Source organism: Micromonospora sp. RV43 (genome assembly GCF_001029515.1).
GTDB classification, from domain to species: Bacteria; Actinomycetota; Actinomycetes; order Mycobacteriales; family Micromonosporaceae; genus Micromonospora; species Micromonospora aurantiaca.
Genome location: NZ_LEKG01000021.1, coordinates 1 through 14484 on the forward strand (window position 1 = coordinate 1; position 14484 = coordinate 14484).

General features: G+C 69.6%; 19 protein-coding genes. 6 read left to right on the forward strand and 13 right to left on the reverse strand.

Annotated elements, in window-relative coordinates; genetic code table 11:
* Positions 1–132 precede the first annotated feature (132 nt).
* The 6 genes from ABD52_RS07660 to ABD52_RS07685 all read left to right on the forward strand — a co-directional run bounded on the left by ABD52_RS07660 (position 133) and on the right by ABD52_RS07685 (position 4634).
* Entirely contained in the window at positions 133–753 is a 621-nt protein-coding gene (locus tag ABD52_RS07660) for an RNA polymerase sigma factor (RefSeq protein ID WP_047891337.1), read from the forward strand.
* A gap of 155 nt (positions 754–908) precedes the next feature.
* Positions 909–1463 carry a hypothetical protein gene (locus ABD52_RS37395; RefSeq protein ID WP_053065323.1) on the forward strand — a complete coding sequence of 185 codons (555 nt, stop codon included), beginning with the start codon at positions 909–911 and terminating at the stop codon, positions 1461–1463.
* Positions 1460–1879: a hypothetical protein gene (locus ABD52_RS07670; RefSeq protein ID WP_047891338.1), complete on the forward strand. Its 420-nt coding sequence runs from the start codon at positions 1460–1462 to the stop codon at positions 1877–1879. The genes ABD52_RS37395 and ABD52_RS07670 overlap by 4 nt, the downstream gene beginning before the upstream one ends.
* Positions 1872–2471 (forward strand): hypothetical protein, encoded by a 600-nt coding sequence (locus ABD52_RS07675; RefSeq protein ID WP_047891339.1) that lies wholly within the window; start codon positions 1872–1874, stop codon positions 2469–2471. The genes ABD52_RS07670 and ABD52_RS07675 overlap by 8 nt, the downstream gene beginning before the upstream one ends.
* 151 nt (positions 2472–2622) lie before the next feature.
* Entirely contained in the window at positions 2623–3345 is a 723-nt protein-coding gene (locus ABD52_RS07680) for a GGDEF domain-containing protein (protein ID WP_053065324.1), read from the forward strand.
* Entirely contained in the window at positions 3342–4634 is a 1293-nt protein-coding gene (locus tag ABD52_RS07685; protein ID WP_152748215.1) for a hypothetical protein, read from the forward strand. Before ABD52_RS07680 ends, ABD52_RS07685 begins: the two co-directional genes overlap by 4 nt.
* Positions 4635–4795: 161 nt before the next feature.
* Here the strand turns inward: ABD52_RS07685 and ABD52_RS07690 are convergent, their stop codons facing one another.
* The 13 genes from ABD52_RS07690 to folE form a co-directional block, all read right to left on the reverse strand.
* Positions 4796–5383: a PIG-L deacetylase family protein gene (locus ABD52_RS07690; protein ID WP_047891375.1), complete on the reverse strand. Its 588-nt coding sequence runs from the start codon at positions 5381–5383 to the stop codon at positions 4796–4798.
* A gap of 26 nt (positions 5384–5409) precedes the next feature.
* A complete protein-coding gene (locus ABD52_RS07695) occupies positions 5410–6282 on the reverse strand; it encodes a 5'-3' exonuclease H3TH domain-containing protein (protein WP_047891341.1) in 873 nt (290 codons plus the stop codon).
* Positions 6282–7379, reverse strand: a complete 1098-nt coding sequence (locus tag ABD52_RS07700; RefSeq protein ID WP_047891342.1) for a glycosyltransferase family 4 protein — start codon at positions 7377–7379, stop codon at positions 6282–6284. The genes ABD52_RS07695 and ABD52_RS07700 overlap by 1 nt, the downstream gene beginning before the upstream one ends.
* Positions 7376–7963 (reverse strand): phosphoribosyltransferase, encoded by a 588-nt coding sequence (locus ABD52_RS07705; protein WP_047891343.1) that lies wholly within the window; start codon positions 7961–7963, stop codon positions 7376–7378. The genes ABD52_RS07700 and ABD52_RS07705 overlap by 4 nt, the downstream gene beginning before the upstream one ends.
* Positions 7960–8892 carry a radical SAM protein gene (locus tag ABD52_RS07710; protein ID WP_047891344.1) on the reverse strand — a complete coding sequence of 311 codons (933 nt, stop codon included), beginning with the start codon at positions 8890–8892 and terminating at the stop codon, positions 7960–7962. Before ABD52_RS07710 ends, ABD52_RS07705 begins: the two co-directional genes overlap by 4 nt.
* On the reverse strand, positions 8889–9923 hold the full coding sequence (locus ABD52_RS07715) for a glycosyltransferase family 2 protein (protein WP_235437394.1): 1035 nt from the start codon (positions 9921–9923) through the stop codon (positions 8889–8891). The genes ABD52_RS07710 and ABD52_RS07715 overlap by 4 nt, the downstream gene beginning before the upstream one ends.
* 2 nt (positions 9924–9925) lie before the next feature.
* Positions 9926–10438, reverse strand: a complete 513-nt coding sequence (locus ABD52_RS07720; protein WP_053065326.1) for a DUF6884 domain-containing protein — start codon at positions 10436–10438, stop codon at positions 9926–9928.
* On the reverse strand, positions 10435–10917 hold the full coding sequence (locus ABD52_RS07725; RefSeq protein WP_235437395.1) for an SUMF1/EgtB/PvdO family nonheme iron enzyme: 483 nt from the start codon (positions 10915–10917) through the stop codon (positions 10435–10437). Before ABD52_RS07725 ends, ABD52_RS07720 begins: the two co-directional genes overlap by 4 nt.
* 119 nt (positions 10918–11036) lie before the next feature.
* Entirely contained in the window at positions 11037–11918 is an 882-nt protein-coding gene (locus ABD52_RS07730; protein ID WP_235437396.1) for an RNA-directed DNA polymerase (Reverse transcriptase), read from the reverse strand.
* An 85-nt stretch (positions 11919–12003) separates the two neighbouring features.
* On the reverse strand, positions 12004–12750 hold the full coding sequence (locus ABD52_RS07735) for a 7-carboxy-7-deazaguanine synthase QueE (RefSeq protein WP_047891347.1): 747 nt from the start codon (positions 12748–12750) through the stop codon (positions 12004–12006).
* On the reverse strand, positions 12747–13127 hold the full coding sequence (locus tag ABD52_RS07740; RefSeq protein ID WP_047891348.1) for a 6-carboxytetrahydropterin synthase: 381 nt from the start codon (positions 13125–13127) through the stop codon (positions 12747–12749). The genes ABD52_RS07735 and ABD52_RS07740 overlap by 4 nt, the downstream gene beginning before the upstream one ends.
* Complete coding sequence (gene queC / locus ABD52_RS07745; protein ID WP_235437397.1) at positions 13128–13850, reverse strand: 7-cyano-7-deazaguanine synthase QueC; 723 nt, start codon at positions 13848–13850, stop codon at positions 13128–13130.
* Positions 13847–14455, reverse strand: a complete 609-nt coding sequence (folE, locus tag ABD52_RS07750; protein WP_047891349.1) for a GTP cyclohydrolase I — start codon at positions 14453–14455, stop codon at positions 13847–13849. Before folE ends, queC begins: the two co-directional genes overlap by 4 nt.
* Positions 14456–14484 lie beyond the last annotated feature (29 nt).

Consider the following 14484-nt stretch of genomic DNA (forward strand, 5'->3'; position numbering starts at 1 on the left):
GCCACCTGACCTGACTGTTCCGCACCGCACCACCACGGCCGTCGCCCGGCCGACCGCGCGAACCCGCGCACCCCCGGGCACGGCCGCACGGCCGTGCCCGGAGACCACCAGCGATCCGCATTGGAGGACTCCATGCACCGCCACACGACTGCCGTCGAGCGCCCCCTCCGTCCGGCCACCCGCCGGCGGCCCGAAGTCGCCCCGCACATCCTCGCCCTGCTGCACCAGGCCCAGCAGGGCGACCGCGACGCCTTCGCCGCCCTCTACCTGACCTACCGCGAACCGGTCACCCGCTACGTCGCGGTGCGGCTGCGCGGCCGGGACCGCGACCTGATCGCCGACCTCGTCCAGGAGACGTTCACCAACGCGCTGGCCGACCTCGGCTCGGCCCTGGCCGACGTGCGCGGCTGGCTGATCTGGCAGGCCGCGAAGGCATGCAACCAGCACGACTGGTCGCGCCGCCGCTACCTGCGCGCCGCGTACGCCGTGCGCGAAGACGCCGACCGCAGCCCGGCCGCCCAGGTCACCGCCGAGCCCGCCCCGACCCGGCTCGGGCGGCTGCCGTTCGTGCACGCGATGGCCCGGCTCACCCCCGACCAGCGCCGCGCGATCCAGCTGCGCTACCTCGACGGGTACCCGCGCGACGCCGCCGCACGGCTCATGGGCCGCAGCGTCTGGGCCGTGGGCGACCTGGAGCGGCGCGCGCTGCGCCGTATGCAGATCACGCTGACCACCCCGCCGGTGACCGCGTAACCCGGGTAGCCGCCAGGCGCGACCGCCTGACCGCCCGCCACGCGGCACCCGCACCACAGACCCGGCCGATGCCCGGCCGACCGCGCGAACCCGCGCACCCCGGGCACGGCCGCACGGCCGTGCCCGGATACACCAATCCGAACAGGGAGAATCCGTTGCACCCCAACGACCCGAGCCCCGGCATCCCGCCCCGGCTCCTCCACCGCCCCACCGTGGGCGGACTCGTCGTTCCCTACACCACCCTGCAACTGCCGGACGGCCGGTGGCGCTTCGGCGCGGTCGACGTCGATCGCCAGACCAAGGCGCTCAACGACCGGCTGTGCCAGACCTGCGGCACCGGCCTGGAGCGCCGGATCGTGTTCGCCATGCGCGACATGGACCTGGACGCGATGTCCGCCGACGAGCCGGGCATGCACCCCGAGTGCGCCGCATACACGGCCGCCGCCTGCCCGATGCTGGCCGGGCGGATGAGCCACCACCACACCCACTCGGTCGAGACGCAGCTGTCCGCGCTCGGCGTCGCCTTCCACGGCGACCTCACCACGCAGGCGCGGCTCGGTCGGCCGGCAGCGGCGTGGAGCCTGGCCTGGACAAGCGGCTACGAGGTCTACCTGCACCCGCGCACCGGGCGGTTGGCCGCGCGGATCGCTGCGGTCCAACTGCTGCGGGTCCGGCCGATCGTCACGGCGACGGCGGAGGGCCGGTCATGAGCCGGCACGTCGTCGCGATCTACCACAACACCGAGTCACGGTTCTTCCCGTACGAGGATGGCCACGAGCTGCGACAGGTGATCTCCCACTGGCGGCAGTGGCCCACCGGCACCGACCCGATCGAGATCGTCGACTGGGCCTGGCAGGTGTTCAACGCCGACCTCGACATGCTGGAGGCGCGCCGCGGTATGCCGCAAGGCGAGGCCGACTTCCTCATCGCCGCCGCGTACCGGCTCATGCGCCGCCGCTCGCTATCGGTGGGCGACGTCGTCTCGGTCACCGCCGAAGGCGTCGTCACATGGCTGGCGTGCGAGAACGACGGCTGGCGGCAGATCGCCGCCCCGGCCGCGACGACCGGCGCACCGCTGACCGCCGAGGCCGTCTACGGCTACGTCCGAGGCGGCAGCGATGACTAGCACGCATCCCTGCCTGGCCCACCGCCCCGGCCACCACGACGACACGTGCCTGCAGGGGCCGTGCGGCTACTGCGGCACCGACCTGCGCACGACCGCCTCCGGCGAATGCCGCTCGTGCCTGAAGATCGTCTGCGAGCAGTGCGACGCCGGATACGACCCCGACGCCGGGCCGATCTGCGCCCGATGCGCACAACCAGGCGACGGGCCCGGCCCGGCCGACTCGCCACCGGACGGCTGGCAGCTGCACCGCCTCGTGGTGTTCCTGCTGTGGCTGTCCTGCGGGCACCAGGTCAGCCTGTTCGTCAACGGGTGGTACCCGGTCGCCGTCGCCTGCTGCGAACGGCTCGGCGGCACCATCCAGAACGGCGTCTACGTCGCCTACGCATCCGAGGTGAACTACGTGCGGGTGATCAGCGAACGGTATGAGCACCGGCCGCCCGGCACACCGCCTGAGCCGTCCGAGCTGCGCGGCCGGTGGCCTCGCACCGACGACCCGTACCGCTCGCCACACCCCGGCACGGGACGCTACCCCGCCCGCGTCGGCGCCGTCTGGAGCTTCGACGGCTCCATCGCGCCGGCCACACCGAGCTAACCCGCCTGCCAGCCACGCCGCCATCACCGGCGGCTGAAACACGAAAAGACGGCCCGCCAGAAGGCGGGCCCTCTTCAACACCCAGGACCCGGGACGCACCGCCTGGAAACGAACGCGTCCCGGGTTCTCCAACTTGCATTGGAGGAGTCCAGTGTTCACCACAATCCTGGTGGCCGCCATCATCTACACGGCAGTCACCATCCTCGCCGGGGCCTGCGTCGGCTTCGGCGTGGGCTGCCTGGCCGCCCGACCCGCCATCGCGCAGCTGCGCGACGAGCTGGCCGACGCCGCCTGGCAACTGGCCCACGACCCGCTGACCGGCCTCTACAACCGGCGCGGCCTGCGCACCGCGTACGCGGCGTTCGCGGCCACCTTCCCCGGACAGCCGGTCGTCGCCGTCCTGCTCGACCTCGACGGGTTCAAAGAGATCAACGACGACCATGGACACGACGTCGGCGACGAGGTCCTGATCGAGATCGCCGAACGGCTCGCTCACGTCGCCACCATGTACGGCGGTGAGATCGCCCGGCACTCGGGCGATGAGTTCGCCGGAATCTTCCCCGTCCGCGAGCACGGCATCAGCCAGATCGCCGATGCGCTGCTGGCCGCCGTCGCCGCGCCGATCGACGTCCAGGCCGCCACCGGCCCGGCCGCCGTCGCTCTCTCCGCCAGCATCGGCGTCGCCGTGGTCGACAGCAACGACCCGCTGGAGGACGCGGCCCTGCACCGCGCCGACATCGCCATGTACCACGCCAAGCACGGCGGCCGGAACCAGCATCTGCTCTACACCCCGGGCATGACCATGCCGCCCAGCGAGGCCCGCCGCGGGCGGCGCCTGCGCGACCTCCACCAGCAGCGGGGGGTGACCGCATGACCGGCCCTCGTGAGGAAATGGCCTGCGCCACCTGCCTGACCCCGCTCAACACCCTCGACGACCAGTACATCCACCCCCCGTACCGCGACAACGACGGGCACCCGCCGGTGCCCGTCCCAACCAGCCAGCTCGACACGGTCAACCGGACCTGCGACTTCTGCGGCGACCAGCACCCGATGTGGACATTGATCGGCGGCAACGTCAGAGTACTGGCGACCAGCAGCCAAACCGGCCTGATGCAGGACATGGGCGAGACCTGGGCCGCCTGCGTACCCTGCATGGCAGACCTCGACGCCGGACGAGCGACGAAGGTGGTCGACCGCGCGGTACGACGCATGCACGTGCACGACATACCCTTCGCCCACGTCGAGACCAACAAGCTCCACCAGGCATTCCTGCGCCAGCGGCGACCCGGCCGCGTCCTGCTCACCACGACCGCTTGGCCAGACCTCGACTTGCGTCCCCGCGACCTTCCGAAAGTCCGTGACAGGCTGGCGTCGTTCTACCGCGGCCCCCAGGAGCTACCGACAACTCTCCGCATCAGCTACATGCGAACCCATCTGGCAGACAGTCTCGACCGCGCCCGGCTCTACTGGATCGACGACAGTTTCACCGAGCTGGCCGAACACGCCGCCTCGCAGCTGCCGGCGGTCACCACCAGCAAAGACCTCGCACCCTGCGACGACGGGCTACTCGTCTGGGCTCGCCCGGCGACAACACATCGGATCACCGCCGTCTCCTGGTCAACAGGCGACAACGTGATCGAGGCTGTCGTCTACCGCGCCATCGGTAGTGGTCTCGAGGACCAACCACTACAACACCTGCGCGAAGAGGTGGGCTGGCTGGTACCCGTGCGAACCTTCCAGTTACGGCACAATCAGTCCGCCGACAGCCCGCCGGACGGCCGGTCCGCGATACTGCTGGCCACCTGGCTACTCATCGCCCAGAGGGCGGCCGAGGACGTACCGGCAGAGATCGACAAGGCGATACGCAAGAAGTACGCCCGCGCCCAGCGACCGTTGCCCGACGTACGGATCGTGCGCATCCGTACCCACGGCCAACGAGACGACGAGGCCAAGACCACTGGAACCGGCGGCAGCCGGACCTACACCAGCCGCGTCTGGGTTACCGGGCACTGGCGAAACCAGGCATACGGGCCAGGCCGAACCCTACGCCGCCCGGTCTACATCCATCCGTTCCTACGCGGCCCTGAGGACGCGCCGATCAAGCTGAGCACCACAGTGCGTATCCTGAATCAGCGCCACGGCAACAAGGCCCAAGGCAACTGACGATGTCCCTGCGTGTGGTGGCGGCATTCCGCCGCCACCACACGCAGGCGATCGCCCTTTTCGTGCTTGACGAACTCTCTGAGCCCTCATTCCGACGCTCTACGAAATCGCCTCGAGCGCTGGTGCTACCGGTCTGCCTGCGTCGGCAAGATAGGCACTAGTCAAAGGTGGGTTGCTGGTGGTAGCCGGCCGAGGATCGGCATCGGGCGGAATGCTTCCGCGTACGCAGAGCTAATCCGGCGGCCGTGGAGCCTTCCGAGGGCCTCGGCCATCGGGCCGAAGTGATCGAGGATCGGCTGGGATGTGTGTGCTCGAAGGGCGTCGATCTTGGTGGGCCAGTGGGCGCTGACGTCGATGATGGTGGGCAGGTCGAGTGGGCGGCCATTCTGGTCGAGGTTGTTGTAGCCATCACTGTGGTAGGCCCGTTGCGGGTGGCCGGTGCTGATGACGACGTCGGGTAGGGCGCGGAGGACCGTTTCGGCGCATTGGCGGTGTTCGGGGTGGATGTCGCTGGTCGGGTGGGTGATCAGCACATCGGGACGGACTTCCCTGAGCACAGTGGCGGCGGCGGAGACGGAGAGCTGGTCCATGAGGTAGAGATCGGCCCCGAGGAGGCGTGCGCCGGCTGTGGCCTCAGCGTCGCGGACTGCGTCGTGGTGTGGGACGGCGATGACGGCCGTGCCTCCGTCGCTGACGTGGCGTGCGATGGTGCCGCCTGCCCATAGCTCGGCGTCGTCTGGGTGTGCCATGACGGTGAGCAGGACGGGAGCTGGCGTCACCACAGGCCGAGTTTCTCAACGACCTCCGCCGGTGGCGGCAGGAGTTGGCTCTGCTGGCCGGTGGGGGCGATAGGGACGTCGAGGTGGCGGTTGAGGCGGATCATGTCTCGCCATTTGCGGGCGAGGTCGAGTTGCTCACGGACGGTGCGGCCACGTCCGGTGTCTAGCCGTCCGGTGCTGGGCAGCTCGTCAAGTGTGATGCCGTCGGCGAGGAGGGTGGCCGCGGTTTTGGCACCGATGCCGTGGATGCCGGGGATGTTGTCGGCGGGGTCGCCGGTCAGTGCGCGGAAATCGACCCATTGTGCGGGTGTGACGTGATGACGGGCGAAGACGTCGGCGGGGCCGATGTAGCGCTTGCCGGGGCGCATTTTGGTGTTGAGGACGCGGACGCGGTCGGTGATGAGTTGGTAGTAGTCGCGGTCGCGGGACATGATCACGATTGGGCGGGGCGGCGGGGTGGTGCGGACGAGCGTGGCGATGACGTCGTCGGCCTCGGCGTGGTCGAGTTCAGTCCAGGCGATGCGGTGCTGGTCGAGGCCGCGCTTGACGTCCGGGAGGAACTGGATCGGTGCCAGTGCGGCTTCGTCGGTGGGCCGTTGGGCCTTGTAGGTGGGGTCGAGTTCTTTGCGGTCGCTGCCGCCGTACTGGCCGTCGAACACGACGATGACCTCGGGTTGGTCGATGAGGTCTTCGCGGATGGCGACGCGGAGTAGGGCGAAGAACGCGAAGACGCCGGTGAGAAGGCGGGTCTTGTCGCGGGAGCGGATTTCGGCGGGGAAGCCGAAAGTGGCGCCCCAGAGCAGGTTGTGTCCGTCGACAAGCAGGAGCGGGCAGGGTCGGGGTGCGGATGGCAGGACGGAGCCGCCCATCAGCTCACCACCTTCAAGAGTTGGTTAGCGACAAGGGCGGGCCAATAGTCCCGCGAGCGGTAGTACGCGGCCCGTGATGCTGCCGCGTAGCCTACCGGGTCGGTCAGCAGGTGCTGGGCGGCGCGCCACAGGCCGTCGGGGCCGGACCGGTAGGGCGCAATGATGCCGCCGTCGCCGATCAGGTGGGGTAGGTTTCCGACGTCGTAGGCGACCACCGGGGTACTTGCGGCCAGGGCTTCCAGTGCGACGAGGCCGAATGTCTCGGCCCGCGACGGCACGATCACGACGCTTGCGCCGACGAGCCAGGCCGAGACCTCGTGCCAGGCGAGGCCGGGCAGAAGGGTGACGCCGGGTGTTGCGGCGGCGAGGGCCTGGCACCTGCGGCGTACTTGTTCCTGGCTGCCGGCGGCCAACTCGAAGGGCGCGTCGGCGACCGCGACCTCGATGGGACGGTCGAGTACAGGGATGGGGTCGAGTAGCTCAGCGACGCCCTTCTCCGGTCCCAGGCGGGCGAGGACGCGAACGGGACCTATTGCCCAGAGCTGTTGACGGTCGCTGAGGGATTGAGGTTCCGGCACGGTGAGCAGGGTGTTCGGCACCACGCTCCAGCTGCCGCTGTCGTAGCCGCGGGCTGCTGCCTCGCTCAGCACGGTGGCCGAAGGGGCGATGATGGCGTCAGGGTTGCGGGCCAGCGCCGGTTGTAGGTCCGCGTCGTGGCCGACGACGTGCGCGGCGAGGATGTTGCGGACGCCGGGGTGGGTCGGCATTATCCGGCCGAGTCCCCACAGGGCGTCGACGTAGACGACGGCACGTACCTGGTGCCGTCGAAAGAGCCGTTTCAGTTCCGCGCAGATCGGCGCGGCAGACGCGTCGATGGCTTCGCGGAGGGTGGCGTCGTCGCAGGGAAACTGCACGTCGAGGCTGTGTAGCCGTTCGATGGGCACGTTGTGGTAGGTCGATGGCGCGGCCGGATCGGCGGTCACGATCACGGACCTGCCTTGGATCTGTTGGATGCCGGCGGCGTGCGCGATGACCGCGCGTTCCATGCCGGCTGGGATGTTAGGTCGCCAGGAGGCGAGGACGAAGGCGATGGTCATGGGGTCTGGACCCGGCTCGGGATGGGCAGGTCCTCGATCGGCGCGTCGGCGGCGGGTGGCTGTTCCCAGGGAAACGAGACCCAGTCGTCGACGGTCCAGATCCACAGGTCCGGGTTGAGCACGCTTCCGGCGTTGCGGCACAAGGCCACGGTGCGCAGGGCGACTTCTGGGCCGAGATATGCCGTGAGTTCGGGCAGCAGGGTGGTGAAGGTGGCGCCCGTGCCGCAGATGTCGTCAACGACCAGGACTTTGCCGGTGAGGCGGTGCCCGGCCAGTTCCCTGGTCAGGGGGTCGAGGTCGTAGGTGACGACGCCGGTCGCTTCGCTGTAGGTGGCATCGGTGGGGTTGTGCTTGGCGTTGACCCGGTAGGTCGGGACGTGCAGAAGTTCACTGACGCCTTGCGCTGGGGCGAGGCCGCCGTTGGCGATACCGATGGTGGCGGTGATCGGCGAGTGCCGCCGTCGGGCTGCGTCGGCCAGTACCTCGACCGCTCGATAGTAGGTGTCGAGTTGGATGCGGAGGATGCGTTGGCGACGGAACTGGCGCGGCTGAACTGGTGAGTGTCGAGGTGCTTGGCTGTTCATGCGTTGCCGTCCCGGGTGGTGAGGGCGAGGTCGGCGGCGCTGCGTAGGGGGTGCAGGCCGTCGATGTTCAGGGCGGTGCTGTCGTTGCGCCAGACTCGGCCGTCTGCGCGGATGACGGTGAAGTTGCCGGCGACGTCGCGGGTGCGCAGCCGCATGTGGAGCCGCTCGGGAACATTGAGCGCGGTGAACAGCTTCGTTGCGTCGTCGTCGCTGAGCAGTTCGTCGGGCAGGGCGGTGCCGGCGCCAATGGGTAGCATCTGCAGGGCGCTGAACCCGCAGGCCCCGAGTCCGGCGGCGAGGTTGACCATCTCTTGCAGGTAGCCCGCGGTGCGGCGCATGAGGACGGTCTGGATCTGCACGGGGATGCGCAGCGCGACGGCGGCCCGGATGCCTTCGACGGCTCTGGCGAAGCTGAGCGGTCCCCGGATGGCGTCGTGGCGGCCAGGGTCGGGGCCGTCGAGGCTTACCCGGATGGCGTCGGTGTGCTCGGCCAACTCGGCCGCGCGGCGGGCCAGGTGCCAGCCGTTGGTGGTGATGGACACGGCGCTGTGGCCTCCGCTGCGAACGGTTTCCAGCAGCTCGGGTAGGTCTCGCAGCAGCAGCGGCTCACCGCCGGAGATGTCAACCCCGAGAACATTGGTGTCGGCGAGGATGTGGGCGACGCGGCGCCGTTCAGAGAGGTTGGCCTCGCGCACGGTGGTGTCATCGAGGCACTGCGGGCAGTGCAGGTTGCAGCGAACGATCGGTGACCAACAGACACTGTCCGGGGTGGGCCGGTCGAGGTCGCTGGGTGCGACGACTGGCCAGGCCGTCACGGTGGTCTGGGCGAGGGTGATCCGGCCGCTGCCGATGGGGGTGGGTGCGCGGTGGGTCATCCCGGATGCGGGGTCGTGGACGAGGTCGCCGTCGGCGGCGAAGGTTCGCATCATCGCAGGGTCACTGCCTTCCGCAAGAGCTTGTCGGCGCGCTCGGCCAGATCCGCGGCGCGGCCGGTGGGTGCGGGCTGCTCGCAGAGCTGCCGGTGCAGGGCAATGCGGGGTGCGGCGCCGGTGAGTTTTGTCTTCCAGGCGGCGGCGGGATTGGGTGGGTCGATGTGCCAGCCTCGGGCTTGCCGCAGCGGGATGACGAGGCAACCGTGACTGATGAGGGCGGCTCCCAGATGGGTGTCTTCGGTGCTCCAGCCCATCGCGCCGAAGCTGGGGTGAAAGCCGCCGACGTCCAGCACCGCATGGCGAGGCGCGGCAACGAGGGCGGTGACGACCATGCGGGGCAGGTCCCAGTCGTAATACGTGCGGCCGTGGCCAAGGTCGATGAATTCCCGGGTGTCCTGCAGGGGCCTTCCGACGAACTCGTCTGGGTAGACCTGGCCGGTGTAGAACATCGGTACGCCTGCCGGCGGGGTCCATCGCACTCGATGGTCCGCGTCGAGGTCGGGCTCGCCGTGCGGCACGGCCGGGCAGCCGTCGGTGTCGGGCAGGTACGGGGTGTTGTGGCGGAACCCGACGAGGACGGTGTCGTGCCGGGCGCGGGCGGCGATGTCGGCCAGGACGTGATCGCGTACGACCATGTCGGCGTCGAGGAACACGATCGTGTCGCCGGTGGCGAGGTGGACGCCGACGTTGCGGGCCGCTCCCGCCCCTGAGCGGGAGTGCAGGCGGACGGCCCGATCGACGCGCGGATGCGCGGCGAGCAGTTCGGCGGTGGCGTCGGTGGACGCGTCGTCGACCGCGATCACCTCGACGGTCGCCGCGGTGCGTTGCTCGGCGAGCGCATCGAGGACCGGCGGAAGGCTGTAGGCGGTATCGCAGGCGGGGATGATCACGCTGAGGCGGGCTGTGTCGCCGAGCTGCGGCGGCGTCAGGGCGTGCCAGTCCAGGCCGGTTCGCTCGGTGAAGGCCGTGGTGACATGGCGGTGGTCGTTGGCGGTGGCGGCGAGCGCCTCGTTCAGGGTGGCGGGCACGCTCACCACCCCCACACGTCGAGGATCGCGGCGGCCTGCGGCCAGCCGTCCGCGTGGTCGGCGATCCAGTGAATCCGAGGCCGGTGGGAGTCGGCGAGGAGGTCAGCGAGCAGCACCAGATAGAGCGGTTCGGCGACAACGAGGATGTCATCGGGGATGTGGTCGCTGTGCAGGTCGGCTTGCAACTGTGCCCAGACTCGCGGCCGTAGCTCGGCGGCGCGGGCGGGGTCGAGGGGACGGTCGTAGGTGTGCAGGCGGGTATCAGCGGTGACGAGACCGTGCTCAGCGGACAGGAACCGGACCCGGCTGCGCTGATGCGGCAGGTGACCGACCCGGGCGCGCAGGTGCGGCACACAACCACCGTCGTAGAGGTCGAGGGCAGGCAGCGGCCTGAGCGTGGGCGTCTTTTCCGCCGAGCAGCCGACGATGACCAGCTCTGCCTGGCTGTGGGCTTCCGAAACGGTGTGGGCAATGGCCTTGGCGGGGTTCGCCAGTCGCGGGCGTCGAAGGTTCATGGGGTACGCACCGGCCTCACGGAGATGCCAGGGCTACGCCGTTCCACCGGCGCCGCATTGAGGAAGGTGGTGTGGGCATACAGCGGCGGGGAGGCGTATGAGCCACCCCGGATGATCTTTCCCTGGCCCATGGCGGTGCTGCTGGTCCATTCCCAGACGTTGCCCGCTAGATCCAGCACGCCCTGCGGTGTGGCACCCGCCGGGTGCCGCCCGACCGGCTGCGTGGCGCGTGGCGACTGTCCGGCACCGGTGAGCAGGGCACGGCCGGGGGTCCACGGTTCGTCGCCCCACGGGTACAGGCGGCGACTCGGTCCGGCGGCGATCCACTCCCACTCCACCGACGTGGGCAGGCGCCCGCCTGCTTCGGCGGCGAGCCGGACGGCGTCGTCGTAGCTGATGCCGGTGACCGGCAGATCGGTGCCGCCGACACCGCACTGCGCGTCGGTGAGCGGCGTCTGCGCGACGAGGAGAGCAGGCACAGGACGGGGTTTACGGGCGTCGCCATAGAGGCAGGTACCGGCAGGGACGTGTACCCAGCGCACGGTGCGACTGGCTGCCGGCGGCCTGGTCTGCGTAATGGTCATCGCAGGGGTTCCCTTCATCCGTCGATGAGGAAGAGGTCTTCGGTGTTGGCCTGGTGCGGCGGCCGAATGCGGCTCTTGCGCGGATGCGGTTGCATCTGCACCGTGGCGAGGGCGGCGGTGAGGGCGTCGAACGCGGCGACCGCGCCGAGCTCGTCCGCCGCGAAGATCAGGTAGTTGTCGGCGAACCGCACGATCGGCCAGTCAGCGAGCAGGGCGTCAACCTGGGACAGGCGCAGGTGAAACAGCACCGGCCACAGGCCGCTTCCCGGGACGAGTGGTGTCGGCAACGCCTCGACGGCGCGGCGAAACAGGCGCAGGAACGAGCCGTCGGCCACGTGGACGGCGAGCCAGTCCACGAACTGTTCGCTGCTGCCGCCCGCCGAGGCACCCGCCACATCGACATCGGCGACCCACTGCCGCCCGGCCGCCAGGTGCTGCTCGGCTTGCCGTAGGGCGGTGATCCGGTTGCGGCGCGGCCGGTACGCCGACACCCAGTCCGCCAAGACATGGCGCTCGAGGATCGGCTCCACCGCCCGGCGCATCGCCCGGTGCACGATGCGGTCCTCCACCGTCGGGATCACCGCGGGGAACACCTTGCCGGTGTACGAGGTGATCTCGATATGCCGCAACGGGCCCGGCTCCCATGTGCCTGCCCGTAGCCGGTCGGACAGCTCACCGAGACGTGCTCGCAGCCCGTGGCGGTAGCCGGCCCAGGTGAGCCCATCCGCACCCGGTGCGGCGGCACGCCGCATACCGAGCCGGGCCGCCGCTACCAGATGCGGCAGGTCCACCAGGAAGGGCATGAGGGAGTGCGCTCGGGGCTGCGCGGGTCGGGTTCGTTGCGCTATCGTGGGGCTCGCTTGGACGGCAGGAACGATCCCGCCGCCGACGATCACAGGGCCGCTACCCCACACGCGCGGCCTGTCGCGGCGGGAACGACGGCCCCGTCCAAGCCCATCTGACGGGCGTGAGCCCGGTGAATCAGCGGCCACGGGTGTCCTCCCACAGCAACACATGCAGGCGGCTGCTCAGGTGCCAACCTCTGGCCAGAACCGCGTCCGCGATGTCACGCATCCCGGTCAGGACCGCATCGCTGGTGGTGCCCTCCGGCATCACCCACACCGGGTCCAGCCCGAACCGGGCCTGGAGCTGGGCGATCTCGTCCAGCTCCGCCACGCGAGTGACGACGAACTTGAACACGGCCCGCCCGGAGGTTGCCAGCGCCGATAGGGCGACTGGGTTGAGTCGCCGAAGACCGTCCCGCGGTCCGGCGAAGTTGAGCAGCTTCGGAGACACGTTGAACGCGGCTGTCGTTGCCAGCAGATCCGGCAGGGGGATAACCGTGCCGTTGGTCTCGATTTCCACCCGTCGCCCCGCCTCGGTGACCCCCTTCACCACGGTCAGCAGCCGGTCTTGCTGCAACAGTGGCTCGCCGCCGGTGATCACGAGTAGCCGCGTGGGCTGCGTCAACACCCACCTGACGACGTCCTCGGCGGTGCGCTGGCTGGTGTGCGCGCGCAGATCGAACCGCGAGGTATCCCAGGTGTAGGGGGTGTCGCAGCGTGGACAGGACAGATTGCAGCGCGACAACCGCAAGAACAGCGCCTGCTGGCCGCTGCTTGGCCCTTCACCCTGCAACGTCGGTCCGAAGGTCTCCGCGACGAGCAACGGCAGCGTCGGCGGATCGGTCGGGGTCGCGGGTACGGCGGGCGTGGTCGGCGCGGTCATGGCAGGGCCGGCCCGTACTCGGCGAACGTGGATGCGGTTTCGGATACCCGGACTTTCTCGACCCGCACCGATTCAGGTAGCCGCAGGTGGTCGCAGCACCAGTGGTAGAAGTAGGCGGCGAGGTGCTCGCTCGTCGGTGGTGCGTCCAGGACGGTGTTGAGGTCGCGGTGGTCGAAGTGGTCGCGGACGTGCGCGCCGAACGGGGCGAGTTCGGCGAAGTCCACCACGAAGCCGGGCGGGTGCAGCTCTCCTTCGGAGACGAGATGCACCTCCACGGTGTAGCTGTGGCCGTGGACCCGGGAGCACTGGTGGCCCTCGGGCAGGTCGGGCAGCGAGTGCGCAGCCTCGAAGCGGAACTGTTTGCCGATGCGGTGCACCTAGCTCACCTCCGATGCGGTGGCGTAGTCGGTCGGGTCCGTCACGCCGGCCACGTCGAACGCCTCGCGCCGCTCGACGCAGGTGCCGCACGTGCCGCAGTGCTGTTGCCCGCCCTTGTAGCAGGACCAGGTGGTCGCGAAGGGCACACCGACGACGTCACCGAGCCGGGCGATGTCGGCCTTCGACCAGTCGATGAAGGGCGCGACGACGCGAAACCCTGCTGGCAGGAATCCTTCGTTCGCTATCCGCGCCATCGACTCGTACGAGGCGAGGAAGGCCGGACGGCAGTCGGGGTAGATCGGATGGTCACCCGCGTGGGCACCGAAGGCCACCGCGTCCGCACCGGCGGACACGGCGAGCGCCACGGCCACGTCGAGCATGATGGCGTTGCGGTTCGGCACCACCGTGGCGCGCATGGACACATCGGTGTAGTGCCCATCCGGCACATCGATGCCGGGGTCAGTGAGCGCCGAGCCCGACAGCACTGCCCCGAGGCCGGTCAAGTCGGCCACAAGGTGTGGCGCGCGCAGGGCCTCAGCGGTTCCTGCCGCGAAGTCCAGCTCGCGGCGGTGCCGCTGCCCGTAGTCGTACGACAGCAGCGTCACCCGCGACCCGGCGCGCTGCAGGGCATACGCCAGAACCGTGCTGTCCATGCCACCGGAGACGATGACGACGACGTGCGTGGGCACCGGAGTGACCAGCGGTAGTGCGAAGGCGCTCACGGTCGCCACCTCCGCCCGGCCAGGTTGAGAAACTCGGAACGCAATGTGGCGTCACGCTCCAGCCCGCCCAGCCAGGTCGAGGTCACCGTTGAGGCGCCCCGCGCCTTCGCGCCCCGCAGCGTCATGCACAGGTGCTCGGCCTCGACAATCACCCCGATGCCACCGTGGTCCGGGACGACCCGTTGCAGTCCGTCGGCGATCTGCTGCGTGACGTTCTCCTGGACCTGCAACCCGCGAGTGGCGCGTTCGACCAGCCGCGCCAACTTCGACAGCCCCAACAGCCGCGCGCCCGGAAGATAACCGACAGTCGCCGAGCCAACGAATGGCAGCAGGTGATGGGCGCAGATCGCAGCGAACGCCACATCCTGCACGATGACCAAGCCCTGATGCTTCGCGTCGTTGACGAAATCTGTCGCCTCGAACGGCGCCGGCGTCAGGACCTCGCCATATGACAGCACCATTCGTTCCGCCGTTCGCCGCAGGTGCTCTGCCTGGATGTCGACGCCGAGCGAAACCAGCATCTGCTCGGCGGCGGCAATTGCAGCGGCTACATCTGGGTTCTGCAACCGGTCCGGCTCCGGCGCTCGTGTTGCGATCACCGTCATGTGCCAACTCCTTTGTGAAGGTCCGCGCG